Origin of the sequence: Cellulosimicrobium composti, from assembly GCF_010287905.1 — a bacterium.
Lineage (GTDB): Bacteria > Actinomycetota > Actinomycetes > Actinomycetales > Cellulomonadaceae > Cellulosimicrobium > Cellulosimicrobium composti.
On the sequence record NZ_JAAFAN010000034.1, the window covers coordinates 1 to 26,862 of the forward strand.

Annotated in this window: 31 protein-coding genes, 1 tRNA gene, 1 other RNA gene and 1 riboswitch; of the genes, 19 read left to right on the forward strand and 14 right to left on the reverse strand. The window is 75.1% G+C overall.

The genetic code is table 11. The features are described 5' to 3' along the window. The 6 genes from GYH36_RS11100 to ffs all read right to left on the reverse strand — a co-directional run. Positions 1-1,291 (reverse strand): DNA polymerase III subunit gamma and tau (locus GYH36_RS11100; protein WP_162289868.1); only part of this gene is annotated, 1,291 nt, incomplete at its 3' end. Positions 1,292-1,337: 46 nt separating this feature from the next. Beyond that, positions 1,338-2,000, reverse strand: coding sequence for a methionine ABC transporter permease (locus tag GYH36_RS11105; RefSeq protein WP_024841678.1), 663 nt, complete (start codon positions 1,998-2,000; stop codon positions 1,338-1,340). Continuing rightward, a complete protein-coding gene (locus GYH36_RS11110; protein WP_376739822.1) occupies positions 2,000-3,205 on the reverse strand; it encodes a methionine ABC transporter ATP-binding protein in 1,206 nt (401 codons plus the stop codon). The genes GYH36_RS11105 and GYH36_RS11110 overlap by 1 nt, the downstream gene beginning before the upstream one ends. Positions 3,206-3,364: 159 nt before the next feature. Next, the gene (locus GYH36_RS11115) at positions 3,365-4,267 is read right to left on the reverse strand and encodes a MetQ/NlpA family ABC transporter substrate-binding protein (RefSeq protein ID WP_024841676.1); all 903 of its coding nucleotides are present in this window, start codon (positions 4,265-4,267) and stop codon (positions 3,365-3,367) included. A gap of 486 nt (positions 4,268-4,753) precedes the next feature. After that, positions 4,754-6,049: an ion channel protein gene (locus tag GYH36_RS11120; protein ID WP_162289870.1), complete on the reverse strand. Its 1,296-nt coding sequence runs from the start codon at positions 6,047-6,049 to the stop codon at positions 4,754-4,756. Between the two features lie 68 nt (positions 6,050-6,117). After that, positions 6,118-6,214: signal recognition particle sRNA small type (gene ffs, locus GYH36_RS11125), an RNA gene on the reverse strand. Positions 6,215-6,343: 129 nt separating this feature from the next. Here ffs and GYH36_RS11130 point away from each other — a divergent pair. The 8 genes from GYH36_RS11130 (at position 6,344) to GYH36_RS11165 (ending at position 12,747) form a co-directional block, all read left to right on the forward strand. Beyond that, positions 6,344-6,429: transfer RNA gene (locus tag GYH36_RS11130), tRNA-Ser, on the forward strand. A 353-nt stretch (positions 6,430-6,782) separates the two neighbouring features. Continuing rightward, positions 6,783-7,484, forward strand: coding sequence for a TetR/AcrR family transcriptional regulator (locus GYH36_RS11135; RefSeq protein WP_162289871.1), 702 nt, complete (start codon positions 6,783-6,785; stop codon positions 7,482-7,484). Then, positions 7,481-8,416: an ABC transporter ATP-binding protein gene (locus GYH36_RS11140; protein ID WP_162289872.1), complete on the forward strand. Its 936-nt coding sequence runs from the start codon at positions 7,481-7,483 to the stop codon at positions 8,414-8,416. Before GYH36_RS11135 ends, GYH36_RS11140 begins: the two co-directional genes overlap by 4 nt. After that, positions 8,413-10,086, forward strand: coding sequence for an ABC transporter permease (locus GYH36_RS11145; RefSeq protein ID WP_203231777.1), 1,674 nt, complete (start codon positions 8,413-8,415; stop codon positions 10,084-10,086). The genes GYH36_RS11140 and GYH36_RS11145 overlap by 4 nt, the downstream gene beginning before the upstream one ends. 79 nt (positions 10,087-10,165) lie before the next feature. Beyond that, on the forward strand, positions 10,166-11,017 hold the full coding sequence (locus tag GYH36_RS11150; protein ID WP_143314392.1) for a TetR/AcrR family transcriptional regulator: 852 nt from the start codon (positions 10,166-10,168) through the stop codon (positions 11,015-11,017). A gap of 96 nt (positions 11,018-11,113) precedes the next feature. Then, the gene (locus tag GYH36_RS11155) at positions 11,114-11,410 is read left to right on the forward strand and encodes a type II toxin-antitoxin system VapB family antitoxin (RefSeq protein WP_024841670.1); all 297 of its coding nucleotides are present in this window, start codon (positions 11,114-11,116) and stop codon (positions 11,408-11,410) included. 25 nt (positions 11,411-11,435) lie between these two features. Then, positions 11,436-12,086 (forward strand): LytR C-terminal domain-containing protein, encoded by a 651-nt coding sequence (locus tag GYH36_RS11160; RefSeq protein ID WP_024841669.1) that lies wholly within the window; start codon positions 11,436-11,438, stop codon positions 12,084-12,086. A gap of 52 nt (positions 12,087-12,138) precedes the next feature. Further along, positions 12,139-12,747: a GNAT family N-acetyltransferase gene (locus tag GYH36_RS11165; protein WP_051471851.1), complete on the forward strand. Its 609-nt coding sequence runs from the start codon at positions 12,139-12,141 to the stop codon at positions 12,745-12,747. A 129-nt stretch (positions 12,748-12,876) separates the two neighbouring features. On the opposite strand, the gene GYH36_RS11170 is transcribed toward GYH36_RS11165, so the two are convergent. The 3 genes from GYH36_RS11170 to GYH36_RS11180 form a co-directional block, all read right to left on the reverse strand. Next, positions 12,877-14,199, reverse strand: coding sequence for a uracil-xanthine permease family protein (locus GYH36_RS11170; RefSeq protein ID WP_024841667.1), 1,323 nt, complete (start codon positions 14,197-14,199; stop codon positions 12,877-12,879). Positions 14,200-14,362: 163 nt separating this feature from the next. Further along, complete coding sequence (locus GYH36_RS11175) at positions 14,363-15,286, reverse strand: LLM class F420-dependent oxidoreductase (protein WP_162289892.1); 924 nt, start codon at positions 15,284-15,286, stop codon at positions 14,363-14,365. A 53-nt stretch (positions 15,287-15,339) separates the two neighbouring features. Beyond that, the gene (locus GYH36_RS11180) at positions 15,340-15,639 is read right to left on the reverse strand and encodes a Dabb family protein (protein ID WP_024841665.1); all 300 of its coding nucleotides are present in this window, start codon (positions 15,637-15,639) and stop codon (positions 15,340-15,342) included. Positions 15,640-15,662: 23 nt separating this feature from the next. Here GYH36_RS11180 and GYH36_RS11185 point away from each other — a divergent pair, with 23 nt between their 5' ends. Then, positions 15,663-16,577 carry an LLM class flavin-dependent oxidoreductase gene (locus GYH36_RS11185; RefSeq protein WP_162289873.1) on the forward strand — a complete coding sequence of 305 codons (915 nt, stop codon included), beginning with the start codon at positions 15,663-15,665 and terminating at the stop codon, positions 16,575-16,577. A 116-nt stretch (positions 16,578-16,693) separates the two neighbouring features. Beyond that, positions 16,694-16,900: a DUF2510 domain-containing protein gene (locus GYH36_RS11190; RefSeq protein ID WP_024841663.1), complete on the forward strand. Its 207-nt coding sequence runs from the start codon at positions 16,694-16,696 to the stop codon at positions 16,898-16,900. A gap of 12 nt (positions 16,901-16,912) precedes the next feature. On the opposite strand, the gene GYH36_RS11195 is transcribed toward GYH36_RS11190, so the two are convergent. Further along, positions 16,913-17,512, reverse strand: a complete 600-nt coding sequence (locus GYH36_RS11195) for a dihydrofolate reductase family protein (RefSeq protein ID WP_115943793.1) — start codon at positions 17,510-17,512, stop codon at positions 16,913-16,915. A 200-nt stretch (positions 17,513-17,712) separates the two neighbouring features. Between GYH36_RS11195 and GYH36_RS11200 the strand changes: the two genes are divergently transcribed. The 4 genes from GYH36_RS11200 to GYH36_RS11215 all read left to right on the forward strand — a co-directional run bounded on the left by GYH36_RS11200 (position 17,713) and on the right by GYH36_RS11215 (position 19,860). Continuing rightward, entirely contained in the window at positions 17,713-17,850 is a 138-nt protein-coding gene (locus tag GYH36_RS11200) for a hypothetical protein (RefSeq protein WP_162289874.1), read from the forward strand. After that, entirely contained in the window at positions 17,847-18,134 is a 288-nt protein-coding gene (locus GYH36_RS11205; RefSeq protein ID WP_024841661.1) for a hypothetical protein, read from the forward strand. The genes GYH36_RS11200 and GYH36_RS11205 overlap by 4 nt, the downstream gene beginning before the upstream one ends. Positions 18,135-18,313: 179 nt before the next feature. Then, entirely contained in the window at positions 18,314-18,559 is a 246-nt protein-coding gene (locus tag GYH36_RS11210) for a hypothetical protein (RefSeq protein WP_162289875.1), read from the forward strand. A gap of 131 nt (positions 18,560-18,690) precedes the next feature. Continuing rightward, positions 18,691-19,860, forward strand: coding sequence for an SAM-dependent methyltransferase (locus GYH36_RS11215; RefSeq protein ID WP_312028598.1), 1,170 nt, complete (start codon positions 18,691-18,693; stop codon positions 19,858-19,860). Here GYH36_RS11215 and GYH36_RS11220 read toward each other — a convergent pair. Then, entirely contained in the window at positions 19,842-20,312 is a 471-nt protein-coding gene (locus tag GYH36_RS11220; RefSeq protein ID WP_162289877.1) for an MOSC domain-containing protein, read from the reverse strand. The genes GYH36_RS11215 and GYH36_RS11220 overlap by 19 nt on opposite strands. A gap of 81 nt (positions 20,313-20,393) precedes the next feature. Here GYH36_RS11220 and GYH36_RS11225 point away from each other — a divergent pair, with 81 nt between their 5' ends. Beyond that, positions 20,394-21,155, forward strand: a complete 762-nt coding sequence (locus GYH36_RS11225; protein WP_024841657.1) for a TetR/AcrR family transcriptional regulator — start codon at positions 20,394-20,396, stop codon at positions 21,153-21,155. Between the two features lie 163 nt (positions 21,156-21,318). After that, positions 21,319-21,442: riboswitch (FMN riboswitch) on the forward strand. 147 nt (positions 21,443-21,589) lie between these two features. Beyond that, positions 21,590-22,294, forward strand: a complete 705-nt coding sequence (pnuC, locus tag GYH36_RS11230; protein ID WP_024841656.1) for a nicotinamide riboside transporter PnuC — start codon at positions 21,590-21,592, stop codon at positions 22,292-22,294. A gap of 4 nt (positions 22,295-22,298) precedes the next feature. Here pnuC and GYH36_RS11235 read toward each other — a convergent pair whose 3' ends face one another. Then, the gene (locus tag GYH36_RS11235) at positions 22,299-22,952 is read right to left on the reverse strand and encodes a hypothetical protein (RefSeq protein WP_162289878.1); all 654 of its coding nucleotides are present in this window, start codon (positions 22,950-22,952) and stop codon (positions 22,299-22,301) included. Between the two features lie 176 nt (positions 22,953-23,128). On the opposite strand from GYH36_RS11235, the gene GYH36_RS11240 reads away from it, so the two are divergent. The 3 genes from GYH36_RS11240 to GYH36_RS20060 all read left to right on the forward strand — a co-directional run bounded on the left by GYH36_RS11240 (position 23,129) and on the right by GYH36_RS20060 (position 26,025). Then, positions 23,129-24,370: an acyl-CoA dehydrogenase family protein gene (locus GYH36_RS11240; protein WP_024841654.1), complete on the forward strand. Its 1,242-nt coding sequence runs from the start codon at positions 23,129-23,131 to the stop codon at positions 24,368-24,370. Positions 24,371-24,479: 109 nt separating this feature from the next. Continuing rightward, entirely contained in the window at positions 24,480-25,706 is a 1,227-nt protein-coding gene (locus GYH36_RS11245; protein ID WP_162289879.1) for an acetyl-CoA C-acyltransferase, read from the forward strand. Between the two features lie 190 nt (positions 25,707-25,896). Next, on the forward strand, positions 25,897-26,025 hold the full coding sequence (locus GYH36_RS20060; protein ID WP_256891154.1) for a hypothetical protein: 129 nt from the start codon (positions 25,897-25,899) through the stop codon (positions 26,023-26,025). Here GYH36_RS20060 and GYH36_RS11250 read toward each other — a convergent pair. Beyond that, positions 26,010-26,222, reverse strand: a complete 213-nt coding sequence (locus GYH36_RS11250) for a hypothetical protein (protein WP_024841652.1) — start codon at positions 26,220-26,222, stop codon at positions 26,010-26,012. The genes GYH36_RS20060 and GYH36_RS11250 overlap by 16 nt on opposite strands. Positions 26,223-26,303: 81 nt before the next feature. Beyond that, positions 26,304-26,795: an NUDIX hydrolase gene (locus tag GYH36_RS11255; RefSeq protein WP_162289880.1), complete on the reverse strand. Its 492-nt coding sequence runs from the start codon at positions 26,793-26,795 to the stop codon at positions 26,304-26,306. Positions 26,796-26,862 lie beyond the last annotated feature (67 nt).

The following is a 26,862-nucleotide window of genomic DNA, read 5'->3' on the forward strand; positions in this document are numbered from 1 at the left end:
GCTCCGCGCGCACGGCGGCGGGACCGGTGAGCCCCGACGGCGGCGCGGTCGCCGCGGGAGCCGGGGCGGCGGCGTCGGACCCGGCGGGCGTCCCGGCCGCGGGCGGCACGACGACGTTGCCCAGGCCGCCGCGCTCCAGGCGGTCGAGGCGCGCCGCGAACCCGGCGGCGCCGTCGTCCGCGCCCGGGAGGAGCAGGCGCGCCATGAGGAGCTCGAGGTGCAGGCGCGGCGACGTCGCGCCCGTCATCTCGGTGAGCGCCGCGTTGACCAGGTCGGCCGCGCGCGAGAGCTCGGCGACGCCGAGGTGCTGCGCCTGGGCACGCATGCGCTCGAGCTGGTCGGCCGGTTGGTCGCGCAGCACGGCCTGCGCCTCGTCGCCGGAGACGGCGATGACGATGAGGTCGCGCAGCCGCTCGAGCACGTCCTCGACGAAGCGCCGCGGCTCGTGCCCGGTGGCGATGACGTGGTCCACGACGCGGAAGATGCTCGCGCCGTCGCGCGCGGCGAGCGCGTCCACCACGTCGTCGAGCAGCGTCGCGTGCGTGAAGCCGAGCAGCGCGACCGCGCGCTCGTACTCCACGGCGCCGTCCTCGGCACCGGCGATGAGCTGATCCATGACCGAGAGCGAGTCGCGCACCGAGCCTCCCCCGGCACGCGTGACGAGCGGGACGACGCCGCTGCCGATGGTGACGCGCTCGGCGGCGCACAGCTCCTCGAGGTACGGGCCGAGCACGTCCGGCGGGACGAGGCGGAAGGGGTAGTGGTGCGTGCGCGAGCGGATGGTCCCGATGACCTTGTCCGGCTCCGTGGTCGCGAACACGAACTTCACGTGCTCGGGCGGCTCCTCGACGAGCTTGAGCAGCGCGTTGAAGCCCTGCGGCGTCACCATGTGCGCCTCGTCGAGGATGAAGATCTTGTACCGGTCGCGCGCCGGGGCGAACGCGGCGCGCTCGCGCAGCTCGCGCGCGTCGTCGACGCCGTTGTGCGACGCCGCGTCGATCTCGACGACGTCGAGGCTGCCCGGGCCGCCGCGCGCGAGCTCGACGCACGAGGGGCAGACGCCGCACGGGGTGTCGAGCGGGTTGTCCGGGGTGTTCTGCGCGCAGTTGAGCGTGCGCGCGAGGATGCGCGCGCTCGTCGTCTTGCCGCACCCGCGCGGGCCGGAGAAGAGGTAGGCGTGGTTTACCCGCCCGCTGCGCAGCGCCTGCATGAGCGGCGCGGTCACGTGGTCCTGACCGATCACCTCGGCGAACGTCTCGGGCCGGTAGCGGCGGTACAGGGCGGTGCTCACCCCGGTCACTCTAGACGTCGCGACCCACACGCACGAGGCCGCGTCCTCAGCGGTGGAGGGCCTTGCGCGCGAGCCAGTTGCCGAGCAGCTGGGCCACCTGCACGATCGCGATGATGACGAGCACCGTCACGACCACGACGCCCCAGTTGTAGCGCTGGTAGCCGTAGACGATCGCGAAGTTGCCCAGCCCGCCGCCGCCGATGATCCCGGCGATCGCCGACATGTCCAGCACCGCGATGAAGAGGAACGTGTAGCCGAGGATGAGGGGCGCGAGCGCCTCCGGCACGAGCACCGTCGTGATGATGCGCCACGACGACGCGCCCATCGCGCGCGCGGCCTCGACCACGCCGGGGTCGATCCCCACGAGGTTCTGCTCGACGATGCGGCTCGTCCCGAACGCCGTCATGACGGACAGCGGGAAGATGAACGCCTCGGTGCCGAGCGTCGTCCCGACCACCTGGAGCGTCACGGGACCGAGCAGCGTGACGAAGATGATGAACGGGATCGGCCGCACCACGTTGACGAGCGCGTTGAGCGCGCCGAACACCCAGCGGTTCTCGAGCAGGTTGCCGCGCCGCGTCACGTAGAGGGCGATGCCGAGCGCGAGGCCCGCCAGACCGCCCGTGAGCAGGGCGACCGACACCATCTGCAGGGTCTGGCCGAACGACTCGACGAGGATGGGCCACAGCTGCGACCAGTCGCGGTTCATCAGCGGCCTCCGAGGTTGCCGTGGCGGAAGAGGGTGTCGCGGGCCGTGCCGTACGGGTCGCCGGGGTCGCCGTCGTCGTCGGGCGCGTCCCCGCCGCCGGGACCGGCGCCGAGGCGCGCGACGCGCGGGTCCTCGAGCGGGTGCTCCGCCGTCCCGAGGTCCACGACGTCGGCGTGCGCGGCCAGCGCCGCGAGGAACGGCGCGACGCGGTCCTCCGGGGCGTCGAGCTCGACGGTGAGGGACCCGAACGGCCGCTCCCCCACCTCGGAGATGCCGCCGTAGACGACGGACCCGTCGACGTCGTGCTCGCGCAGCAGGCGGAACAGGTCGGAGCCCGTGCTCGCGCCCTCGCGCACGCCGACCGTGACGAGACGGCCGGGGTGACGCTCGCGCAGGCGGGCCAGCGTCTCGCGCGACGGCCGGTCGTGCAGCGCGGTGCCGACGAACCGCTGCGCGGCGTCGGCGCCCGGCGCGGAGAAGACGTCGTACACGTCGCCCGTCTCGACGACCTTGCCGTGCTCCATCACCGCGACGCGGTGGCACGTCGAGCGCACGACCTCCATCTCGTGCGTGATGACGACGATGGTGATGCCGAGCTCGGCGTTGACGCGCCGCAGGAGCGCGAGGACCTCGCGCGTCGTCTCGGGGTCGAGCGCGGACGTCGCCTCGTCGGCGAGGAGGATCGTGGGCTGCGCGGCGAGCGCGCGGGCGATCCCGACGCGCTGCTTCTGCCCCCCGGAGAGCTGGCGCGGGTACGCCTTCGCCTTGTCGGCGAGGCCGACGAACGCGAGCAGCTGCGCGACGCGCGCCGCCCGCTTCTCGCGCGGCCACCCCGCGACCTTGAGCGGGTACGCGACGTTCCCGGCGACCGTGCGCGACGACAGCAGGTTGAACTGCTGGAACACCATGCCGATGCGCGAGCGCACCTCGCGCACCCGGCGCTCGGGCAGCCCGGTGATGACCTGCCCGTCGACGACGACCTCGCCGCTCGTCACGGTCTCCAGCGCGTTGATCAGGCGCACGAGCGTCGACTTGCCGGCGCCCGAGTAGCCGATGACGCCGAAGATCTCGCCGCGGCGGACGGTCAGGGAGACGTCGTCGACCGCGTGCACGGCGTGCTCGCCGTCGCCGAAGGTCTTGCTCACGTGGCGCAGCTCGATCGCGGGCTGCGCGTCACCGCCCGGGTCGCGGGGGGCCTCGGTCACGTCGGGTTCCTCTCGTCGGAGGCCGGTCCGTGGGGCCGGCCGCCTGGCGCCGTCGGGCTGCCGGTCGGTGAGCCGCTCGCCTGCCATCGTCCTCCCCCCCCGGGACGACGGCGCGCGGGGGCGGGTGCGGCGCGCGCACCCACCCCCGCGGCGTGCGGGTCAGGAGTTGCGGATGTCGTCCTCGATGCCGGCGAGGATCTCCTGGAGCTCGGCGGGCGAGTTCTCCTTGATGACGGCGGTGCCGCCCGACGCCGCCTTCTCGGCCTCGACGACCTCCGGCGAGTGCGAGAGCTCCGCGAGCTTGAGGAGCGTCTCGTCGTCGGAGTCCTCCGCACGAGCCACCCACACGTTGATGTACGGCTTGGCGGCGTCGGAGTCCGGGTCGTCCTGGAACAGCGCGTCCTCGGGCTTCAGGCCCGCGTCGGCGACGAAGTCGTTGTTGATGATCGAGGCGTCGACCGACTGGAGCTGGATCGGCGTCTGCGCGGCGTCGACCGGCGTGACCGTGACCTTGGAGCTCGGCAGCACGTCCGCCTCGGTCGAGATGGAGCTGCCGCCGCCCTCGAGCTCGACGAGGCCCGCGTCCTGCAGCACGAGGAGCGCGCGGGCGAGGTTCGTCGGGTCGTTCGGGACGGCGACCTGACCGCCCTCGGGGATGTCCTCGAGCGAGGCGTGCTTGGTCGAGTACAGGCCGAGCGGGTAGACGGCGGTCGCGCCGATGGGCTGCAGGTCGTCGTTCGCGTCCACGTTGTAGCCCGCGAGGAACTGCAGGTGCTGGAACTGGTTGACGTCGAGCTCGCCCTGCGAGAGCGCCGGGTTGGCCTGCGTGTAGTCCTGGAGGTCGACGAGCTCGATCTCGATGCCCTCGGCCTCGGCCTGCTCCTGGAACACGGCCCACTTGTCGTCGGACGCGCCGACGACGCCGATGCGGATCGGGCCCTCGTCGTCGCCGTCGGCAGAGGAGCCGCCGGTGCCGCCACCGCCGCACGCGGTGAGCGTGAGGGCGGCCGTCGCGGCGATCGCGGTCCAGGTGAGGCGCTTGCGGGTGGTCGAGAACGACATGGGGTTCCTTCCGGTGGCGGTCGTGCGGGGTCGGCACGGCCGGGCGCAGGGGACGGTCCTGCAGGAGTGGGGTTCGGGTGCTTCCGGCGGGCCATCAGCCTCGCGGCGAGCGGGGGCCGGTCGTCGAGGACGACGCGGCGGGTGCGGCGCAGGTCTCCCTGCGGGTCACGACGGCGTCAGCGGCCGCACATTCGCCCGGTGCGCACGACACGACAGCACGAGGCGCCGGCGCAGGACGCTGCGCGCGGGGTCGTGGTGTCGACGTGGTGCCGGGTCATGCCGACATCATGTGCACGCGTCGGCGCGCGGCGCCAATCTCCCGGGCAAATCGTCCACGATGCGGACTGGTTTTTGATCGCATCGCGGGAAACAGGAGGGGCGAACCGGCGAATATCGGACGTCGCCGACGGATTTCACGCCGCCCAGCGACCTCGCCGGGGAGACGTGCGCCACACCCCCGAGCCGCGCGCGGCAGTCCCAGGGCTCTCAGGACCGCGGCGCGAGCGCGGCGAACTCGGGCGCGCCGCCCGCCGGGGGCGCGACGCGCATCGGGGGCATCACGCGCGCGACGAGCCAGACCGGCAGGATCGCGACGCACAGCACCGGGATGAGCTGCACGTCCCCGACGACGACGGCCGCCATGAACAGCGCGAGCCACCCGTCCCGACTCACGACGATCGTCGCGCCGAGCACGCCCGCCCCGACGGCGACCGCCGCGGGCACCGCGGGCACGAGCGCGGTGGCGGCGAACCCCACGGCGACCCCGATGAACACCGTGGGGAAGATGCGCCCGCCACGGAAGCCGGCGCTCGTCGCCACGACGAGCGCCCCCGTCTTCACGACGGCCAGGAGCAGGATCGCGCCCCACGTCATGGCGTCGGCCTGCTCGGACAGCTCCTTCATCTCCTCCAGGCCCTTGAAGAGCGTGAGCGGGCCGCCGACGACGCCGAGCAGGCCGAGGACGAGACCTCCCGTGCCGAGCGCGAGGACGGGGTGGCGCATCCCGTGCAGCGCGCGGTGGACCCACGGCAGGGCGAGGACGGCGAGCAGCGCGAGCGCCGCGGCGGCGAGCGCGACGAGCGCCGCGCCGAGCGCGTCCCCGGCGTGGAGCCCGGGCCGGCTGGGCAGGTCGATCGCGAACGTGGGCGCCTCGAGCGCGAGCATGGTCACGGCTCCCGCGCCCGCGGCGACGAGCGGCGCGAAGAGCCGGTCGAACAGCGGTCCGCTGCGGTCGCCGCGCTCCGCGAAGGTCTCGGTGAGCACGAGCGCGGCCGCGACCGGCGTCGCGAAGAGCGCGCCGATCGTCGCGGCCAGGGCGAGCCCGACCGCACCCTCGACGGGCACGCCGAGGCGCGGGCGGCACAGGATCCAGGCGGCGAGCGCCACGTTGATCGCGATGATCGGGTTCTCCGGCCCGAGGCTCACGCCGCCCGCGAGACCGAGCACGAGCGCGACCGCGAGCCCCGGGAGCGCCCGCAGCGGGAGCGGCGCCGTCACGAGGTCCGTCGTCGCGGGGTCGACCCCCGCGTGGCCGGGCGCCCACCGGACGACCGCCCCGACGAGGAGCCCGGTGACCGTGAGCACGACGACCGTCCACCAGGTCGGGGTGGCCCCGAGGCCCCAGGCCGCGGGCAGGCTCTCCCACACGAGGTGCTGGACCCAGGTCGCGAACGACGAGAGCGCGACGAGCGTGAGGGCGCAGAGGACGCCGATCACGAGCGCCGGGACGACCCGGCGCAGGAGGTTCGCCGTCGACAGCGGGCTCTGGGTGTCCCCGGTCACACGGGCAGGGAACCACGCCCGGGCGGGCACTGCACGTCGGCCGTGCGGCACCGCCGGCCCCCGGGAATGTGAAGGACCCCCCGCACACCCACCAGAGCTCACCTACCCTTGCTGCCTTCCGGCCCTGGGGGAGTTCGGCGAGATGGTGCCGCACGAGGGGTCTGCACCCAGACTAGCCCAGGTCCGCGCCCCACCCGAAACCCGCGTCCGCAGGGGCGATTCGGCCCGGGCGCCGCGGTCCGGTATCCTCGTTGCGCTGCTGTCGGTGCGCCTGCGCACCCGGCCGTCGCACCAGGAGGATTCGCCTAGTGGCCTATGGCGCACGCTTGGAAAGCGTGTTGGGTTAACAGCCCTCGGGGGTTCGAATCCCCCATCCTCCGCCGGACCGAAGGGCCCGCCGCAGACGCGGCGGGCCCTTCGTCGTCTCCCGTCCGGCTCGCCCGACGCCTCCCCTCCGGCTCGCCCGACGGGCAGCCCGGCCGGCGGGGCGAGCGCCCGCACCGAAAAGGCCCGTCGCACGGGTGCGACGGGCCTCTCGACGTCCCGACGGTCCGACGCGCCGGGACGTGGCGCCGGCGGTGCCGCCGACGGCTCCCCCCAGCCTACGGGTGTCCGGCCCGGAACGGCAGGGGTGCGGGGGCCCGACTCGCGGATCTTCGCCACACCGTCACGTCCCCGCGCCCCGCGCAGCGACCCCTGGACACCCGTTGAACACTCGTTTAGCCTGTTGAACATGCGTTCAACCACGTCCTCCTCGTCCGGCCCACGGCGGCCCGCGGCGACGGGCGCCGACGACCTCACGACCCGCGCGCGGATCCGGGACGCGGCGATCGCCCGCTTCGCGCGCGACGGCTTCGGAGCGTCGCTGCGCACGATCGCGGCCGACGCCGGCGTGAGCGCCGGGCTCGTCGTGCACCACTTCGGGTCCAAGGACGGGCTGCGCGCTGCGTGCGACACCTACGTGTTCGAGGCGGTGCGGGACGCGAAGACCGAGGCCGTCTCCCCCGAGAACCCCGACGCGGGCCCCATGTCACTGCTCGCGCAGCTCGCGACGATCGAGGACTACGCACCCGTGTTCGAGTACACGCTGCGCAGCCTCCAGGCGGGCGGCGACCTCGCGCGGTCGTTCGTCGCGCACCTCACCGAGGTCACGCAGGAGTACCTCGCGGCGGGTGTCGCCGCCGGCACGATCCGCCCGAGCCGCGACGAGGCGGCGCGCGCGAGCTACCTCGTGTCGCTCTCGCTCGGCTCGCTGCTCGTCGACGGCGTGCTGCGCGACCGCACCGAGCCGCGCGACCCCGGGGCGGACCTGCGCGAGTACGTCGGGCGCGTGATGCTCCCCGCGCTCGAGGTCTTCACCGAGGGGCTCTTCACCGAGCCCACGCTGCTCGACGCCTACGTCCAGCACACCACCCACCAGGAGGAGACGCCATGACGAGCACGACCCCCGCCGTCGAGGTGCACGACCTGCGCAAGGCGTTCGGGCACGTGCAGGCGCTCGACGGGCTCGACCTCACCGTCCGCGCGGGCGAGGTCGCCGGGTTCCTCGGACCGAACGGCGCCGGCAAGTCCACGACGATCCGCGTCCTGCTCGGCCTCCTGCGCGCCGACTCGGGCAGCGCGCGGCTCCTCGGCGGCGACCCGTGGCACGACGCGGTCGACCTGCACCGGCGCCTCGCGTACGTGCCCGGCGACGTCAGCCTGTGGCCGAGCCTCACCGGCGGCGAGGCGATCGACCTGCTCACCCGGCTGCGGGGGAACGTCGACCCGCGGCGGAAGGAGCTCCTGCTCGAACGGTTCGAGCTCGACCCGTCGAAGAAGGCGCGCACCTACTCGAAGGGGAACCGGCAGAAGGTCGCGCTCGTCGCGGCGTTCGCGTCCGACGTCGAGCTCCTCGTCCTCGACGAGCCGACGTCCGGCCTCGACCCCCTCATGGAGTCGGTCTTCACGCAGTGCGTGCGCGAGGTGACGGCGGAGGGCCGGTCCGTGCTGCTGTCGAGCCACATCCTCGCGGAGGTCGAGAAGCTGTGCGACACCGTGACCATCATCCGCGCGGGCCGCACGGTGCAGTCGGGCACGCTCGCCGAGCTGCGGCACCTCACGCGGTCGTCCGTCACCGCCGTCACGCTCCGCGACCCCGCCGCGCTCGCAAGCCTCCCCGGCGTGCACGACCTCGTCGCCGAGCCCGGCGCCGACGGCACGCGCGTGCGGTTCGACGTCGACGACGACCACGTCGAGGCCGTCCTGCGGGCCGTCACCGACCTCGGGCTGCGGTCCGTCGCCGTCACCCCGCCCTCGCTCGAGGAGCTGTTCCTGCGTCACTACGGCGACGAGCTCGCCCTGCTCGACGGCGCGGGGTCGCTGTGAGCCGCGCCGAGACCGCCCCCGCGGCCGCCCCGCCGCGCGGGCGCCGCACCGCGGTCGTCGCACCCGAGCCGCGCGGGCGCGGGGTCACCGGCTGGACGACGCTCCTGGGGTTCGCGCTGCGCCGCGAGCGCGTGCGGATCCCCGTGTGGACCGCGTCGGTCGCGCTCCTCCTCGCGTACGTCGCCGTCGCGCTCGACGCGCTCTACCCCACCGCGGCGGAGCGCCAGGCGCGCGCGGCGCTCGTGTCGAGCCCGGCGGGCATCATGCTCTCCGGCCCGCAGTACGGGATCGAGGACTACACGCTCGGCGCCATGATCGCGAACGAGATGGCGCTCACGGTGATGGTCGCCGTCGCGATCATGAGCATCTCCCTCGTCGTGCGGCACACGCGCGCCGAGGAGGAGACGGGGCGCGCGGAGCTCGTGCGGGCCGGGGTCGTGGGCCGCCACGCCCCCGGGACCGCCGCGTTCGCCGCCGCCCTCGTCGCGAACGCCGCGATCGCGGTCGCGAGCGGGGCCGTCCTCTCCGCAGCGGGCCTCGCGCCCGTCGACTCGTTCGCGCTCGGCGCCGCCGTCGGCGTCACCGGCCTCGTGTTCGCCGCCGTCGCCACCGTGACGAGCCAGGTGACCGAGCACGCGCGCGCCGCGAGCGGGCTCGCGCTCGCCGTGCTCGGCGTCGCGTTCCTGCTCCGCGCGTTCGGCGACGTCCAGGAGCTGCACGGGAGCTGGGTCTCGTGGCTCTCCCCCGTCGGCTGGGCGCAGCAGATCCGCGCGTACGTGGACCTGCGCTGGTGGCCGCTCGCCCTGTCGCTGGTGCTGGTCGCACTGCTCCTCGTGCTCGGCGCGGCGCTCGCGGCGCGCCGGGACCTCGGGGCGGGTCTCGTGCCGCCGCGCGCGGGCCGGCCCGACGCCGCGGGGTGGCTCGCGAGCCCGCTCGCCCTCGCGTGGCGCCAGCAGCGCGCGTCCGTGCTCGCGTGGGGCGTCGCGGTCGGCCTCACGGCGCTCGCGTGCGGGACGTTCGTCGACTCCGTGGGCACGATGGTCGCGGACAACCCCGAGATCGCCGCGATGCTCGGCGACCCGACCGACCTCGTGAGCGGGTTCGTCGCGGTCATGGCGCTCTTCCTCGGCCTCGGCGCGGGCGGCTTCGCCGTCGCCTCCGTCCAGCGGGCCCGCGGGGAGGAGACGTCGGGCCGGCTCGAGCCCGTTCTCGCGACCGGGGTGGGGCGCGTGCGCTGGCTCGGCGGCCAGTTCGTCGTGACCCTGCTCGGGACGGCGGCGCTGCTCGTCGCGAGCGCGCTCGGGCTGTGGCTCGGCGCCCTCAGCGTCGGCGAGGACGCCTTCGGGCTCGCGGACTACCTCGCGGCGTCGTTCGCGTACCTGCCCGCCGTCGCGGTCGTCGCCGGGGTCGGGGCGGCCGCGTTCGGCGGGCGGCCCGGCCTCGCCGGGCTCGCGTGGGCGCTGCTCGCGTACTCGTTCGTCGTAACGATGTTCGGGGGTCTGCTCGACCTGCCGTCGTGGGCCGGCGCGGCCTCCCCGTTCTGGCACGTGCCGCAGCTCCCCGGCGCCGACGTCGAGCCGTGGCCGTTCGTGTGGCTCACGCTCCTGGCCGCCGCGCTCGTCGGGCTCGGCCTGACCGCGTTCCGCCGCCGCGACGTCCCCCGCCCCTGACCCGGCGACGGCGTGCCGCGAACGGCGGCCCACCTGCGGCTAGGCTCGGTGGACGGTCCCGACCACGGAGGTGACGGTCATGCCCACGCCCGACCGGAGCGACGCGACGCGCTCGGCCAGGGCCGCCCTGCACGAGTGGGTCGCCGCGATCCCGACGCGCGACGGCGCGGACGACGCGGGCGCGCGCGACGCGCGCACCTGGGTCGCCGCGCTCGCGCTCGAGGGGACGTGGCTGGGCCTCTACCAGGACGCGTACGAGCTCACCGAGTCCGAGTGGGACGCGGTGATCGAGGACCTCTCCCGGTACGCCGACGTCCGGCCGCCCGCGAGCGCGGTCGTCTTCCGCGACGTCGACCTCGACGCCGACCCGTTCCGCGACGACGAGCGGCCCCTCGTGGACGCCGTGCTGCGGGTCGCGCTGGAGGAGGGTGTGCACAACGTCACGCTCGCCGCGGTCGCGCGGCGGTGCGACCGCAGCGAGTCCACCCTCCTCGCGATGTTCGGCGACGCGGAGACCCTCGTCGACGACGTCGCGCTCGAGGTCCTGCAGTCCGGCTTCGACGACCTGTCGCCCCTGCGCCTCGACCCGTCCCGCGCGGCGGTCGCGGCATCCGTCGCAGCGCTCGACGACTCGCGCAAGGCCGCGGCGCTCCTGCGGCTCTACGCGCTCGGCGGGGTCGCGCGCGACGACGTGCCCGAGGGCCAGCACGCCGTGCACGAGCTCGTGCTGCGCGCGTGGCGCGACGAGGGCGCGCCGACGTCCCTCGTGGTCGCGGCGCTCGCGTGCGACGGCTGGCGCGCGGGCGAGCTCCAGCGCGCGCTCGTGTTCCCCTCCGCGCTGCCGGGCGCGGTCGTGCGCGAGCTCGCGCGCCTGGTCGACGACGCGGCGGGGCCGGGCCCGGCAGGGCCGTCGATGGTCGACCCGGGGTGAGACCGGTCACCCCTCGTGGGGAGATCGTGACGACTGCGTGACCGGCCCCCGGAAGGGCCCCGCGGGGCCCGGCGCCCGACCTCTAGGATGTCCCGCATGATCTTCAAGGCCGTCGGTGACGGGCGCCCCTACCCGGACCACGGCCGGGTGACCGCCCGGGACTGGGCCGAGGTGCCCCCGCGCCAGGTGCGCCTCGACGAGCTCGTCACCACCAAGCGAACCCTCGACCTCGACGCCCTGCTCGCCGAGGACTCGACCTTCTTCGGCGACCTGTTCGCCCACGTCGTGGAGTACGAGGGCGTCCTCTACCTGGAGGACGGGCTGCACCGCGCCGTCCGCGCAGCCCTCCAGCAGCGCGCGATCCTGCACGCGCGCGTGCTGACCGTGCGATGAGCACCCGGTCCGGTAGGTTTCTGGCGTGACCACCCGCCCCGACACCGCGCGCGCCGAGCGTCGTCGACGCATGCACGAGCGCCAGGCGGTCGTGTTCGGGCTCCTCATCGCCGCGCTCGCCGTGGTCGGGCTCGGCGCTCTGGCCGTGTACACGGGGGCGATCGACGCCCCGTTCGACCGGCCCCTGTCGTCCCCCGAGGCGGTCGACGACCTCGCGGACGTCGAGGTCCCGTGCCTCGCCGAGGGCACCCTCCCGGTCGCGGCGGGCCAGGTCCAGGTCAACATCTACAACGCGTCGGGCACGGACGAGCCGCTCGGCCGGCTCAACCGGGACATCCTCGAGTCGCGCGGCTTCACCATCCTCACGACGGGCAACGCCCCGGACGTCGACGGCGACGGCGACCCCGACGCGATGACGCGCACGCAGATCCACTTCGGCCTCACGAGCGTGGCCCAGGCGTACACCCTGGCCGCGCACTACGAGAACCCGGGCCTCGTGCTCGACGTGCGCGAGGCCGCGACCGTCGACCTGTACGTGGGTGCGGACTTCGAGAACGTCGTGGACCCGGAGCTCGTGGGGCTGTCGGGTGACGTCCCGCTCGAGAGCCGACCGGGCTGCGTCCCGATCGAGCAGATCACGCCCCGGCCGCTCCCCGTGCCCGCCACCGAGGGCTGAGCGCGTCCCCACCCGGCGCCCCGCCGATCCTCACGACCGCCGAACGGTTCCCATGAGCACCCTGCCCCTCCGGCACGCCCGGACCACCGACCCCGCCGAGGTCGACCGCCTCTACGAGATCTGCCTGCGCACCGGCGCGTCCGGGGCCGACGCGACCGCGCTGTACGCGGACCCGCGCCTGCTCGGCGAGGTCTACCTCGGCGCGTACCTGGCCCTCGAGCCCGGGCTCGCGTTCGTCGTCGAGGCCGACGGCGTCGCCGCGGGGTACGTGCTCGGGGCCCGGGACACCGCGGCGTTCGAGGCGCGGACCGAGCGCGAGTGGTGGCCCGCGCTGCGCGAGCGCTACCCGCTCGAGACCTTCCCCGCGGACTCGCGCGACGAGGCCCTCGTCCAGCAGATCCACCGCCCGCACCGCACGCACGCGGCGATCCTCGACGCGTACCCCTCCCACCTGCACGTCGACCTCCTGCCCGCCGCGCAGGGCGGCGGGAACGGCCGGCGACTGCTCGAGACTCTGTTCGACGCGCTGCGCGCCGCGGGCTCCCCCGGGGTCCACCTGGGCGTCGCCGAGGACAACGTCTCCGCGATCGGCTTCTACGAGCACCTCGGCTTCACGCGCCTCGACGTGCCCGAGGGCCTCGTGCTGGGGCTGCGGCTCTAGGTTGCGTCCGTGCGCGTGCCGCTCCTCGGACGGACCGGGCCGCCGAGCGGGCGCTCCCGGGCAGCACGCGGCCCCGGGTCCGGTGCCGTGACGGACCGGCGCCCAGGGCCGCGTGGTGTCAGCGCCGCCTCAGTGCGCGTCGTGGACGGCGGGCTCGTCTCCGCCGGGGGCCGACGCCGGGCTGGCGGGCTCCTGCGTCGTCCCGCGCCACCGGGCGACGGCGCGCATGAGGTGGTAGATCACGAGCGCCGAGGCGGTGCCGAGCGCGATGCCCTCGAACGTCAGGTCGCCCGCGGACCACGTGAAGTTGGCGATGCCGATGACGAGCGGCACGGCGGCCGTCGTGAGGTTCACCGGGTCGGAGAAGTCGACCTTGTTCTGCACCCAGATCCGGGCGCCGAGGATGCCGATCATGCCGTAGAGCATGGTCGCGGCGCCGCCGAGGACGCCCGCGGGGATCGTGGCGATGAGCGCGCCGAACTTCGGCGACAGCGAGAGCACGAGCGCGGTCGCCGCCGCGACCCAGTACGCCGCGGTCGAGTACACGCGCGTGGCGGCCATGACGCCGATGTTCTCGGCGTACGTCGTGGTGCCGGACCCGCCGCCCACGCCCGCGAGCGTCGTCGCGAGGCCGTCGGCGAAGAGCGCGCGGCCGGTGAGGTCGTCGAGGTTCTTGCCGGTCATCGCCGCGACCGACTTCACGTGGCCCACGTTCTCGGCGATCAGCACGAGCACGACGGGGACGAACAGGCCGAGCACGGCGACGTCGAACGTGGGCGTGACGAACTCGGGGAAGCCGATCCACGCGGCCTCGCGCACCGCGTCGAACGACACCTCGCCCCGGACCACGGCCACGACGTACCCGACGAGCACGCCCACGAGGATCGACAGGCGACCGAGGATGCCCTTGAACAGGACGCTCACGAGGATGATCGCGGTCAGCGTGACGACGGCCGTGACCGGCGCCTGCTGGAAGTTGCCCCACGCGGCGGGCGCGAGGTTGAAGCCGATGAGCGCGACGATCGTGCCCGTGACGATCGGCGGCATGACGACGTCGATCCACCGCGCCCCCGCGAGGTGCACGACCAGGCCGACCGCGGCGAGCACGAGGCCCGTGACGAGGATGCCGCCGACCGCGACCGACTGGCCCTGGGACGCCGTCGCCGCGCCGATCGGGGCGATGAACGCGAAGCTCGACCCGAGGTAGCTGGGGAGCCGGTTGCGCGTGATGAGCAGGAAGCCGACCGTGCCGATCGCCGAGAAGAACAGGGTCGTCGCGGGCGAGAACCCGGTGATGAGGGGCACGAGGAACGTCGCGCCGAACATGGCGACGACGTGCTGCATGCCGATCCCGACGGTCCGCGGCCAGCTCAGCCGCTCGTCCGGGTCGACGACGTCCCCCGGCGCGACCGTCTTCCCGTTCCCGTGCACCCGCCATCCGATGGCGCTCATGACTCTCCTGTCCGTGAAGTTCGTGTGAAGACCCCCGGAGCAGGGTAGTGCCACCACGTCACGGCGCCGCGTGCCGGTCCGCGCCGTCGAGGGCGGTGCCGGACGCACCGGCCCGGTCACCGTCGCGTGCCGCCGCGCGACGGTGACCGGCGAGAGGATCGCGTCAGGGCAGCTGCGGCACGACCTCGCTCGCGATGAGGTCGAGGTGGTCGAGGTCGTGCAGGTCGAGGACCTGGAGGTAGAAGCGCGTCGCGCCCTGCTCGGCCGCGGCGGCGATCTTGTCCGCGACCTCGCTCACCGTGCCCGCGAGGCCGTTGCGGCGCACCTCGTCGGGCTCGCGGCCGATCGCGTCGGCGCGGCGGCGGAACTCCGCCTCGCCCTTGCCGACCGCGACGACGAACGCCGCCGAGTACACGAGCGAGTCGGGGTCGCGGTCGGCGTCGAGGCACGCGGCGCGCACGTTCTCGAACCGCTCGGGCAGCACGCCCGGGTCGGGGAACGCCGCGTTGTACTCGCTGGCGAACCGCGCGGCGAGCGCCGGCGTGCGGCGCGGGCCGTGGCCGCCGACGATGACGGGCACGCGCTCCTGCGCGGGCTTCGGCAGCGCCGGCGAGTCGGTGAGGGTGTAGTGCTCGCCGTCGAACGAGAACGTCTCGCCGACCGGCGTCTCCCACAGTCCCGTGATCACCGCGAGCTGCTCCTCGAGGATCCCGAACCGCTTCTCGGGGAACGGGATGCCGTACGCCGCGTGCTCCTGCGCGTACCAGCCGGCCCCCAGGCCGAGCTCGACGCGCCCGCCCGACATCTGGTCGACCTGCGCGACCTGGATCGCGAGCACCCCGGGGTGGCGGAACGTCGCCGACGACACGAGCGTGCCGAGACGGATGCGGCTCGTCTCGCGCGCGAGGCCGGCGAGGGTCGTCCAGGCGTCGGTCGGGCCGGGCAGCCCGTCGCCGTCGCCCATGACGAGGTAGTGGTCGGAGCGGAAGAAGGCGTCGAAGCCGAGGTCCTCGGTGGCCTTCGCGACGGCGAGGAGGTCGTCGTACGAGGCGCCCTGCTGGGGCTCGGTGAAGATGCGCAGGTCGATCTGGGTCATGCCGTCACCCTGCCACACGCACCGGCCAGGCCCGGGTGCGGCGCTCAGTCGGCGACGGGCACCAGGTCGAGCTCCTGGAACTCCGCGACCTCGGGCACCCAGCGGTCGGCGACGAACGCGCGGTGGTCCGGGTGGGCGTCGTACGCGGCGTACGCGGCGTCGTCGTCGAACACCATGGAGAACTGGAACGTCAGCGGGCTCTTCGGGCTGACCTGGCGCGAGACCGTGAAGTCCCGCACGCCTGGGACCGCGGTGAGCGTGCGGCGCGCGGTGCCGAGGAACTCGGCCTCCTCCGCGCTGCCGGCGGGGTGGACGAGGCGGAAGGCGACGGTGTGCTGGATCACGCCCCCACCCTAGGCTGGCGGCCATGCGCGTGAGCACCGTGATCCTGCCGATCTACCCGTGGCGCGAGGGCCGGGAGGTCTGGCGGGCCGCCGACGACCTCGGGTTCCACGCGGCGTACACGTACGACCACCTCTCGTGGCGGTCGTTCCGCGACGGCCCGTGGTTCGGCGCGGTCCCGACGCTCGCCGCCGCGGCGGGCGTCACCGAGCGGGTGCGGCTGGGCACGCTCGTGTCGTCGCCGAACTTCCGCGAGCCGGTGACGTTCGCGAAGGAGGTCATGACGCTCGACGACCTCTCGGGCGGGCGGGTCACCGTCGGACTGGGCGCCGGGACGACGGGCTTCGACGCGACCGTCCTCGGCGGCGAGCCGTGGTCCGCCCGCGAGCGCGCCGACCGGCTGCGCGACTTCACGGTCCTGCTCGACCGCCTGCTCACCGAGCCCGCCGTCACGCACGACGAGGGGCACTACCGGGCGCACGAGGCGCGGACCATCCCCGGCCCCGTCCAGTCGCCCCGGGTGCCGTTCGCGATCGCCGCGACGGGCCCGCGCGGCCTGCGGCTCGCGGCACGCTACGGGCAGGCCTGGGTCACGACGGGCGAGGGCCGCCTCGCCGACGACGCGACCCCGGCGCAGTCGCGGGCCGCCGTCTGCGACCAGGTGGAGCGGCTCGACGCCGCGTGCCGCGACGCCGGTCGCGACCCGGGGTCGGTGGAGCGCATCCTGCTCACGGGCTTCACGCCCGATCCCGCGCTCGAGTCCGTCGACGCGTTCGTCGAGACCGCGCACGGCTACGCCGAGGTGGGGATCACCGAGATCGTCGTGCACCAGCCGATCCCCGGCACGCAGTTCGCCGCCGACGAGCGGGTCTTCGAGCGGATCGCGACGGACGGCGCCGCGCAGGTCCGCGGCCTCGCGACGGGGACGTCGTCGGCCTGAGCCGACCGCCCCGCGGCGCGCGGGACCTCCCGGCGTGCTGCCGCGTGAAAGAGACAGGGGCGCCGTGACACAGGTCTCTGCGGAGGGGCCGACGGGACCGGACGCGAGGAGGCGACGTGCGCAAGGCAGCGGCGGGGTGGTACGCGGACGCACCGGGCTCGGGGAGCGAGCGCTGGTACGACGGCTCCGCGTGGACCGAGCGGACGCGCGCCCGGTCGTCGGGCGCGCCGCACGACGCCGGGCCGTGGCGTCAGGTCCTGGCCGTCGGGTCGGTCGTCGTGCTCGTCGTGGCGGCGCCGCTCCTGCTCGCCGTCGTCGGCTGAGGCGCGGGCCGCTCAGCCGAGCGGTCCCACCACGCGGTACGTCACGTGCGTGACGAGCGACGCCGCGCGTACGGCGACGGTCTCGAGCGCGAGGGGTGGGACGCCGTCGAGCACGCGGTCGCCGAAGCCGAGGACCTGGGGCACGACGTGCAGCCGCAGCTCGTCGAGCAGGCCCGCCGCGAGCGCCTGGTTGATCGTCGCGGCACCGCCCGCGATCGCGACGTCGCGGTCGCCGGCCGCCTCGCGCGCCTGCGCGACGGCGGACCGGATGCCGTCGGTGACGAAGAAGAACGTCGTCCCGCCGTCCATGACGACCGGCTCGCGCGGGTGGTGGGTGAGGACGAAGACGGGCCCGTGGTACGGCGGCTCCGGGCCCCACCAGCCCGTCCAGTCGAGGTCCCACTCGCCGCGCCCCGGCGTGAACATGTTGCGTCCCATGACGAACGCGCCGGCCGCGAGGATCGCCTCGAGCTCGGCCGCGTTCTCGTCGGGGGTCTCGAACATCCACCGGTGCAGGTCCACGCCCTCGCCGAACGGGTGCTCCAGGGTCTGGTCCGGCCGGGACGAGAACCCGTCCGCCGACACCGACACGTCGCACGTCACCCTGCCCATGCCGCGCTCCCCTCCGCGGTCGGCACGCCGGCCGCCGTCGTCCACACCTGACGTTCCTGGGACCGCGGCGGTCATCCGAACTCATCGGTGGTGGCGCGGACGCGCGGCGAGGGGGCGACGCGCGAGCGGGCCGCCGTCCGTGCCTCGCGGCGGTTCCCGCGCGGTGAGGTGCCGGCCGACGGGGGGCTATCGTGGGCCGCGTGACGGCACGAACGAGCGTGCGGGAGTCCCTTGCCGCGAGCACCGGGGCGGGGTCGTCCTCCCTCTTCGGGAGCGACGCCCGCGCCGTGCTCGACGACCGGCCCGGCGTCGCGCCGGCCCCCGAGGAGCGGGCGTGAGCGCCGCACCGGGCCAGGCGCCGCGGCCCGGCCTCGGGGAGCGCCTGCGCCGCTGGTGGCAGCGCGCCGACGACGTCCGCACCGGGGTGCGCTGGGCGAGCGTCGGGACCGTCCTCGGCGGGATCGCCGTCGCGCTCGTGTGCCTCGTGCTCGTGCTGCGGGGCCGCGCCTGGGCCTGGTTCCCGCTCCTCGCGGCGGCGGCCGTCGCGCTCCGCGAGGTCCGCTACCTGCAGCGCGCCGCACGCGGCGGGCGTCCCCGCTACCACGAGAACGCGCCCCGCTGACCGTCACGACGGCGCCCGGTCGCTCGCCCGGGCCACGCGGCGGCACCGACCGTCATCCGGAGGTCGCACCCCGGTGGACCCCAGGATCCACCGGACGGGCGACGCGCGAGGGGGAGGTCGCGGGGAAGACTGGCGGCACGGCGTCGGGCAGCGGCGCCGCTGACCACCGGAGGCGCACCGTGACGACCCACACCCCCGCCCGGGACGCCGCGCACCCCGACCAGGCCCCCGAGCGCTCCGCCCGCGCCGCCTCGCGCCGCCGGCGGTCCATCGCGCGCCGGGGCCGCGGCTCCCGGGACGCGAGCCCCCGCCGCACCGACGTCCCGCCGGTCGAGCGCGCGAACGGGTGGCTCGTCGCGGTCGCCGTCGTGGCCGGCGCGATCCTGTTCTCCGTCCTCGCGATGAACGCGTTCCTCGGCCGCTGACGCGCGGCGCCGAGCACCCGGTTTTCAGCCCCTCGACCCGTCGACGCGGCGCCCGCCGAGGTCTACCGTCGAACCACGGGCGCCGCTGCCTCCGGTACGCGCCCGGCCAACGTCAGGCGGAGGCTGCGATGGTGTCCTCAGACGACGACTCCCCGGGTCCGGGCGACCAGCGCGAGAGCGGCCCCGCCCCGTCGGACGCCGACGTGTTCGCGGAGCGACTGTTCTCCGCGACGCTCGGCGCGATCGACGTCCTCGCCGTCTACGTGGGCGACCGCCTCGGGTGGTACCGGGCGCTCGCCGACGGCGGCCCGCTCACGTCCACCGGGCTCGCCGAGCGCACGGGCACCCACGAGCGGTACGCGCGCGAGTGGCTCGAGCAGCAGGCCGCGAGCGGGATCCTCGTCGCCGAGGACCCGGGCGCCGCCCCCGCGGTCGGCGCCGACCCGGCCACGGTGGGCCGCGAGCGCCTCTACGCCCTGCCCGCCGCGCACGCGGAGGTCCTCGCGGACACGTCGTCGCTCGCGTACCTCGCGCCGCTCGCGCGCTTCGTCGGGGCGATCGGGCCGCAGCTCCCCCACCTGCTCGACGCCTACCGCACGGGCGGCGGCGTGTCGTGGGAGCAGCTCGGGGACGACGCGCGCGAGGCCCAGGCGGACGTCAACCGCCCCTGGTTCGAGCGTGAGCTCGCGCCCGCGCTCGCCGGCGTCCCGGAGGTCCACGACGTGCTGAGCCGGCCGGGCGCGCGCGTCGTCGACGTCGGGTGCGGTTTCGGGTGGTCGACGCTCGCGCTCGCACGCGCCTACCCGGACGCGGTGGTGCACGGCGTCGACGTGGACCGGCCGTCGGTCGCGGCCGCACGCGCCGCCGCCGAGGAGGCGGGCCTCGCCGACCGGGTGACGTTCCACCTCGCCGACGCCGCGGAGCTCGGGCTCGTCGAGCCCGCCGGGCGCCCGTTCGACGCCGCGTTCGCATTCGAGTGCGTCCACGACATGCCCCGGCCCGTCGCGGTGCTCGACGCCGTGCGACGCGCGGTCCGGCCCGACGGCGTCGTGGTCGTCATGGACGAGGCCGTCGGCGAGGAGTTCACCGCGCCCGCCGACGACGTCGACCGCGTCATGTACGGGTACAGCCTGTTCGTGTGCCTGCCCGACGGGCTGTCGTCCCCGCCGTCGGTCGGCACCGGGACCGTGATGCGCCCGGCGACGCTGCGCCGGTACGCGCGCGAGGCGGGGTTCGCGGACGTCGAGGTGCTGCCCGTCGAGGACTTCGCCTTCTTCCGGTTCTACCGGCTCGTGCCCTGAGCGTCGGGCGGGTCGTCCCACACGACGACGTCGCCGGCGCGGATCGTGCCCGACGAGAGCAGCCGGCACACGACCCCGCCGCGCGCGTGCATCGCGCGCATCGCCCCGGGCGCGATCCAGTCGTCGAGGAGCCGGCAGGGCGCGGCGACGCGGAGCACCTGGAGCTCGACGTCGCCGATCCGCAGGAACGTGCCCGGCTTCGTGGGCAGGTCGCCGTGGGTGAGCGTGACGTTGCGGCGCGTCAGGCCCGGGTCGATCTCCTGACCGAGCGCGGCGGACGCGTCGGCGAGGTCGGTGAGCGTCTGGATCGTCACGTGCCGGTGCTTCGAGCCGTGGTAGCGGTCGCCGACGAGGCCCTTGCCCTCCTCCGCCTCGACCTCCTCGACGACGCGGGTCGGCAGCCGGCGCGCCTTCGCGACGTGGATGGCGTGCACGCGGGGCTGGTCGGGCATGGTCCCAGCCTCGCACGGGCGGACGGCGGGGCCGCCGCCCGGGAGGGAGCGAGCGACCGGTACCGGTGTACCGTCCGGTGCATGACCGACGTCCGCAGCCGCACCCACGCCCAGGCCGTCGACGCAGCGATCGAGCTCTTCACCCGCAAGGGGTACGAGCAGACCACCGTCGAGGAGATCGCCGACGCCGCCCAGGTCAGCCGCGCCACCTTCTTCCGCCGCTACGGGTCCAAGGAGGACGTGGTCTTCGCCGACCACGAGCTCCTGCTCGACGAGGTCGTCGTCATGCTCGCGGCGACCCGCCCCGTGCCCGACGCCGAGGGCCGGCTCACGCCCGACCCGTCGGTCGACCCGTACCTGGAGGTCTGCCGCGCGGCGCGGCTCGTGTTCGACCACCACGTCGGCCAGCGCGAGACGTCGCTCGCCCGGTGGCAGCTCCTCCAGCAGGTGCCCGCTCTGCGCGACCGTGAGCTCGTCACGACCCACCGCTACGAGCGCGCGTTCACCGCGTACCTGCGCGACGCGCTCCCGCCCGACGCGCGGCGCTCGACCGCGTCCATCGCGTTCGCGGCGTCCGTCGTCGCGGTGCACAACGCGCTCCTGCGCCGGTGGCTGCGCTCCCCCGACCAGGACCTGCGCCCGCAGCTCGAGGAGGCGTTCGCCGACCTGCGCCGCGCCGCCGTCGGTCGCTACGGGCCGCCCGAGGACGCCGCCGTCGAGCGCGGCTCCGGCGACGGCGTCCCCGCGGCGCGGCGCGTCGTCGTGACGGTGGTCGACGCCGGCGCGGACGCCCAGGCCGTCGCGGACGACGTCGCCCGCGCGGTGCGCGACGCCCTCGCCTAGGCGCGAGATCGGCAGCTCGCGCCGAGGTCGGCGGATTCTGCCGAGCTCGGTGATCCCGACTGCCGATCTCGGACGCGCGTGCCGACGTCGCGACGGACGGACGGCCTCCCCCGGGAAGGGAATGCGCGGGTAGCATCGGCCGTTGCAGAACGCAGTACGCACGAACGTGCTCCGGGGTCGGTGCAATTCCGAGCCGGCGGTGACAGTCCGCGACCCGCGCCCACGCGCGGTTGACCTGGTGGAACTCCGGGACCGACGGTGACAGTCCGGATGGGAGGAAGCACGTGCGGCGCGGCCGTCCTCGGCCGGGCTCCCTGGCGAGCCCGCGCACGGGACGCGTCCCGCCGTGGTGAGCGACGCCGTCGGGTCGGCCCGGCGCGCCGCCCGCCCTCGCCCCGGAGCCCGGCGTGCCCGGGAGGACGAGGACACATCCGATGGACCTGATCCACGCGCTGTTCGACGCGCAGCTGACGATCGGCGACCAGCACCTGCTGTGGCGCGAGATCGTGGGCAACGGGTTCGGCCTGGCGTCGGCGCTGGGCGGCATGCGACGCAAGGTGTGGGCGTGGCCGGTCGGCATCGTCGGCAACCTGCTGCTGCTCACCGTGTTCCTCGGCGCGGTGTTCGCGACGCCCAACCCCGTGAACCTGCTGGGCCAGGCCGGCCGCCAGGTGATGTTCGTGATCGTGTCGGTCTACGGGTGGGTGCAGTGGCGCCGGACCCGGCAGCGGCTCGACGGCGCGGACGCCGACGCGGACAGCCACGGCGTCGCCGTCGTGCCGCGCTGGGCGTCGTGGCGTCAGCGCGCGTTCCTCGTCGTCGCGCTCGTGGGCGGCACGGCGCTCCTCACGCCCGTGTTCCGCGCGCTGGAGTCGTACGAGCCCGTGTGGGCCGACGCGTGGATCTTCATGGGCTCGCTGCTCGCGACGTACGGCATGGCCAAGGGCTGGGTCGAGTTCTGGCTGATCTGGGTCGCGGTCGACGTCGTGGGCGTCCCGCTGCTCCTGTCCGCCGGGTACTACGCGTCGGCGTTCATGTACGTCTTCTACGGCGCGTTCACGCTCGTCGGGTTCTTCGTGTGGTGGCGCGTGCGTCGTCGCGCGACGGCCGACGAGGAGGCCGCCGCGGCGGTCGCCTGACGGCTCAGTCGTCGAACAGCATCCGGTCCGACGGCGCGACCCGGGTCGCGCGCAGCGCCGGGTCCGCGCACAGGGCCTCGACGACGGCGTCGCTCCCGCCGACGTAGGTCGCTGCCGCGTCGATCTCGGTCCCGACGAACCAGGACCGGTCCTCGGGCCACCACAGGTTCGGGGGCTGGTCGTGCGCACGGAACCCGGCGGCGTCGGCGAGCGTTCCCGTCCACAGGTGGTACTCGCGGTGCGGGAGCAGGAGCATCGGCGCGGCCGGGCGCTCGACGAGCGTCGCCGTGATCGCCGCCCACGCCTCGTCGAGCGCGCGCTCGCGCTCCTGCGGGCTCGGCGGGGGCTCGTCCGGCGACCACGACACGAACGGCGCGACGCCCGACGTCGCGCGCGGGTCGGTGCCGTGGTCGTAGAGGAAGCCGTGCCCCGTCCACAGGGCGAGGTGCACGGGCTGCTCCCCCGTGAACGGCGCGAGCGCCGCCGCGAGCGCGACGCTCTGCGCCACGAGCGAGCCGTCGTCGTCCCACCCCGGGTGCGCGACGCCCGCGTACGCGGTGTACCCGCGCGGGACGGTCCCGTCGACGGTCGGGCCGAACTCGCCGAGCCGCCGCGCGATCCACGCGCCCGCCGAGGCGTCGTCGTCCCAGGTCACCATGCCCCGACCCTACGGCGCGGCTCGCGAGAGACGCCGATACGCCGTCTCAGATTGACTGAGACCGGGTATCGCTGCACTATGGGAGGGACCGCCGCCGACGCCGGGCCCGCACCCGGGAGCACCGCGCCGGAGCCGGTCGCACGACCGACCGCAGCCGCCCTCCCAGGGGAGCACCGATGCCCACCACCCCGATCATGCCCGGCGTCACCGAGCCCACCTACGACCTCGCGACGCCGCTCGACCTCGACTACGCCGGCGCGTTCGCCGACGCGACCGAGGAGGACCGCGCCCACCAGCAGCGCGTCCGGCAGTTCGTCCAGGACGAGGTGCTGCCCGTCATCGACGACTACTGGGAGCGCGCCGAGGTCCCGTTCGACCTCGTCAAGCGCATGGGCGAGCTCGACCTGCTGCGCGACGGCGTCGACGTCGAGGGGCGCCCGCACGTGAGCCTGCTCGCCGCGGGCCTCGCCGCGATGGAGATGTCGCGCGGCGACGGCTCCGTCGCGACGATCTGCGGCGTCCAGGGCGGTCTCGCGCTGCGCAGCATCCAGATGCTCGGCTCCGACGAGCAGCGGGCGAGGTACGCCGAGCCCATGGCGCGCGGGGAGATCCTCGGCGCGTTCGCGCTCACCGAGCCCACCCACGGCTCGGACTCCGTCTCGCTCGAGACGACGGCGCGCAAGGAGACCCGCGACGGCGTCGAGGGCTACGTGCTGAACGGCGAGAAGAAGTGGATCGGCAACGGGTCGTCGGGGCACATCACCGTGGTGTGGGCGCGCCTCGTCGGCGACGACGGCGACGGCCAGGTCCACGGGTTCGTCGTGCCGCAGGACACCCCCGGGTACACGGGCACGACCATCACCGGCAAGGTGTCGCTGCGCGCGATCTGGCAGGCGCACGTCGTGCTCGACGACGTGTTCGTCCCCGCCGAGAACGCCCTGCCGGGCGCGCGGTCGTTCAAGGACACGTCGCGCGTGCTGTTCGCGACGCGCCTCGGGGTGGCGTGGGCCGCCGTCGGGCACGCGGTCGCGTGCTACGAGGCCGCAGTCGCGTACGCGAAGCAGCGCGTCCAGTTCGGGCGCCCGCTCGCCGCGAACCAGATGATCCAGGAGCGCCTCACCCGCATGCTCTCGACGATCACGCAGCTCCAGCTCCTCGTCGCGCAGATGACGCGGCTCGACGAGGCGGGCACGCTCACGGGCCCGCAGGCGTCGCTCGCCAAGTACTCGTGCACCCGCGGGGCCCGCGAGGTCGCGGCGAGCGCGCGCGACCTGCTCGGCGGCAACGGCATCCTGCTCCAGAACCGCGTCGCGCGGCACTTCGCCGACATCGAGGCCCTGCACACGTACGAGGGCACCGAGTCGGTGCAGGCGCTCATCGTCGGCCGCGACATCACGGGCGTCTCCGCGTTCGTCTGACCGCCCCGAGGGCGCACGCCCTCCCCTCGCTCCCCGGCGCCGCTCGCCCCTCCTCGCGGCGCCGGGGCTCCCCGATCCCCGCGTCCCGCCTTCTCCCGGACGGAGCACCATGAGCACCGACACCCTTCCCGACGGCGCAGCCGTCACCGCCGAGGACGAGGTCACCCCGGTCCTCCTGCACGGCGCGCGCACCCCGTTCGCGCGCTTCCGCGGGGCGCTCGCCTCGCTCTCGGCCGCCGAGCTCGGCGCGCACGCGATCCGGGGCGCGCTCGCCGCGGCCGGTGTCGCGCCCGAGCAGGTCGACGCCGTCGTCGTCGGGCAGGTCGTGCAGGCGGGCGCCAAGCAGGGCCCGGCCCGCCAGGCCGCGATCCTCGCCGGGATCGGCTGGGACGTGCCGACCGTGACGATCAACAAGCTGTGCCTCTCGGGGCTCACCGCGATCATCGACGCGGCGCGCCTGGTCCGCACGGGCGAGGCGAGCGTCGTCGTCGCGGGTGGCCAGGAGTCCATGACGAACGCGCCGCACCTCGTGGTCGGCACGCGCTCCGGCTTCGCGTTCGGCGACGTCACGATGGCCGACTCCCTCACGCACGACGGCCTGAACGACCCGTTCAGCGGCGAGGTCATGGGCGAGCTCACCGACCGCGGCTGCGCGACGCGCGGCATCGGCCGCCCCGAGCAGGACGCGTTCGCGCTGCGCTCGCACCAGCGGGCCGCCGCGGCGCGCGACGCCGGCCGCCTCGCCGAGGAGATCGCGCCCGTCGAGGTGCCGCAGCGCAAGGGCGAGCCGGTCGTCGTCCGGCACGACGAGGGGGTGCGCGCCGACACGACGCTCGAGGCGCTGGAGCGGTTGCGCCCGGCCTTCGTGAAGGACGGGACCATCACCGCCGGGTCGAGCTCGCCGCTGTCCGACGGCGCGGCGGCGGTCGTCGTCGCGAGCCGCGCCTTCGCGAAGCGCAACGGGCTGTCGTGGCTCGCCGAGATCGGCGCCGCCGGCCAGGTCGCCGGGCCGGACAGCTCGCTGCACTCCCAGCCCGCGCGCGCCATCGAGGCCGCCGTGAAGCGCGAGGGGGTCTCCGCCGCTGACCTCGACCTCGTGGAGATCAACGAGGCGTTCGCCGCCGTCGCGCTGCAGTCGATCGCCGACCTCGGCATCGACGCGGACGTCGTCAACACCGACGGCGGCGCGATCGCGCTCGGGCACCCCGTCGGCGCGTCCGGCGCGCGCCTCGCGCTGCACCTCGCGCTCGCGCTGCGGCGCCGCGGGGGCGGCATCGGCGCCGCGGCGCTGTGCGGCGGCGGCGGTCAGGGCGACGCGCTGATCCTGCGCGCCTGACCCTCCGGGCGGCGCCGTCGGGGCTCCGCCGCGCGAACCGACCAACCCTGGTGCACGATGCTGCACCAGGGTTGGCGCGCTTCGGTCGCCGCGGTGTGACGCAGATCGCGCCGAGGTCGGCCGATTTCGCGTCATGGATCGCGTCTGGCGCGGTCTCTCTCCCTGGTACCACCCCGACGAGAGGACCGCCATGACCACCGTGACCGACGCCGCCCGCCGCACCGCGAGCCGCGCGCGCCACTCGCACCTGTCCGCCGTCGCCGTCGTGCTCGTCGGTCTCGCCGCCGGCTTCGCCGCCGCGCCCTACCTGCTGGGCTGACCCGGCCCGCCGTCGTCGTCCCGCGGGCCGGCCCGCCGGAACGAGTCGACGAGCGCCCACACCGCGCCGACCGCGCCGACGAGGCAGAGGACGACGAGCAGCGTGAGCACCGCCGCCCCGGGGACCTCGCCCGCGGCCCAGCCCTCGACCGCACCCCGGACCGCGAACGGGGCGAGCAGCACGCAGAGCAGCAGCACCCCGACGGCGTATGCGCGGCGCCGCCGAGGATTCCCCGGCGGCCGTGACAGACCGTAGTGGTAGAGCGCCACGCCCGGAGCCTACGACCCGGACGCGCGGTCCTCGGGCCCCGCCACGAGCTCCTCCAGGCGGTCGAGCAGCGGCACCTGGCCGGAGACGACGAGCCCGCGGGCGCGCGCGACCGGGAACCACGCCGCACGGTCCAGCTCCGGGAACTCCTGCATCCGCCCCGAGCGCGGCGGCCACTCCAGCGCGAACGTGTTGCTCGCGATCGCCGTGACGTCGAGGTCCGCCTCGCGCGCCCACGCCGACACGAGCTTGCCCGCACGCTGGCGCACGGTGCCCAGGTCGAGGTCCGGCGCCGCCGCGTCGGGCGCGGGGACCCCGAGCTCCTCGGCGAACTCGCGCAGCGCCGCGGCCAGATCGTCCTCTCCCGGTTCGACCTCGCCCTTGGGGATCGTCCAGCCGCCCGCGTCCTTGCGCGCCCACAACGGGCCGCCCATGTGCCCGAGGAGCACCTCGACGACGCCGTCACGGATCCGGTAGAGCACGAGCCCTGCTGACTGCTTCACCCCTCCTTCCTACACAGCGGACGCCGCTCCGGCCCGTCGGGCGCGCAGCCGTCGCCCCGGCGAGCGG

Bases quoted from the DNA above. Each gene is read 5' to 3' on its own strand.
- GYH36_RS11135 (WP_162289871.1), top strand. From the start codon at position 6,783: ATGCGTTCAACCACGTCCTCCTCGTCCGGCCCACGGCGGCCCGCGGCG.
- GYH36_RS11185 (WP_162289873.1), top strand. From the start codon at position 15,663: ATGCGCGTGAGCACCGTGATCCTGCCGATCTACCCGTGGCGCGAGGGC.
- GYH36_RS11235 (WP_162289878.1), bottom strand. From the start codon at position 22,952: ATGGTGACCTGGGACGACGACGCCTCGGCGGGCGCGTGGATCGCGCGG.
- GYH36_RS11240 (WP_024841654.1), top strand. From the start codon at position 23,129: ATGCCCACCACCCCGATCATGCCCGGCGTCACCGAGCCCACCTACGAC.
- GYH36_RS20060 (WP_256891154.1), top strand. From the start codon at position 25,897: ATGACCACCGTGACCGACGCCGCCCGCCGCACCGCGAGCCGCGCGCGC.
- GYH36_RS11170 (WP_024841667.1), bottom strand. From the start codon at position 14,199: ATGAGCGCCATCGGATGGCGGGTGCACGGGAACGGGAAGACGGTCGCG.
- GYH36_RS11245 (WP_162289879.1), top strand. From the start codon at position 24,480: ATGAGCACCGACACCCTTCCCGACGGCGCAGCCGTCACCGCCGAGGAC.
- GYH36_RS11220 (WP_162289877.1), bottom strand. From the start codon at position 20,312: ATGCCCGACCAGCCCCGCGTGCACGCCATCCACGTCGCGAAGGCGCGC.
- GYH36_RS11225 (WP_024841657.1), top strand. From the start codon at position 20,394: ATGACCGACGTCCGCAGCCGCACCCACGCCCAGGCCGTCGACGCAGCG.
- pnuC (WP_024841656.1), top strand. From the start codon at position 21,590: ATGGACCTGATCCACGCGCTGTTCGACGCGCAGCTGACGATCGGCGAC.
- GYH36_RS11165 (WP_051471851.1), top strand. From the start codon at position 12,139: ATGAGCACCCTGCCCCTCCGGCACGCCCGGACCACCGACCCCGCCGAG.
- GYH36_RS11115 (WP_024841676.1), bottom strand. From the start codon at position 4,267: ATGTCGTTCTCGACCACCCGCAAGCGCCTCACCTGGACCGCGATCGCC.
- GYH36_RS11150 (WP_143314392.1), top strand. From the start codon at position 10,166: ATGCCCACGCCCGACCGGAGCGACGCGACGCGCTCGGCCAGGGCCGCC.
- GYH36_RS11155 (WP_024841670.1), top strand. From the start codon at position 11,114: ATGATCTTCAAGGCCGTCGGTGACGGGCGCCCCTACCCGGACCACGGC.
- GYH36_RS11195 (WP_115943793.1), bottom strand. From the start codon at position 17,512: ATGGGCAGGGTGACGTGCGACGTGTCGGTGTCGGCGGACGGGTTCTCG.
- GYH36_RS11140 (WP_162289872.1), top strand. From the start codon at position 7,481: ATGACGAGCACGACCCCCGCCGTCGAGGTGCACGACCTGCGCAAGGCG.
- GYH36_RS11105 (WP_024841678.1), bottom strand. From the start codon at position 2,000: ATGAACCGCGACTGGTCGCAGCTGTGGCCCATCCTCGTCGAGTCGTTC.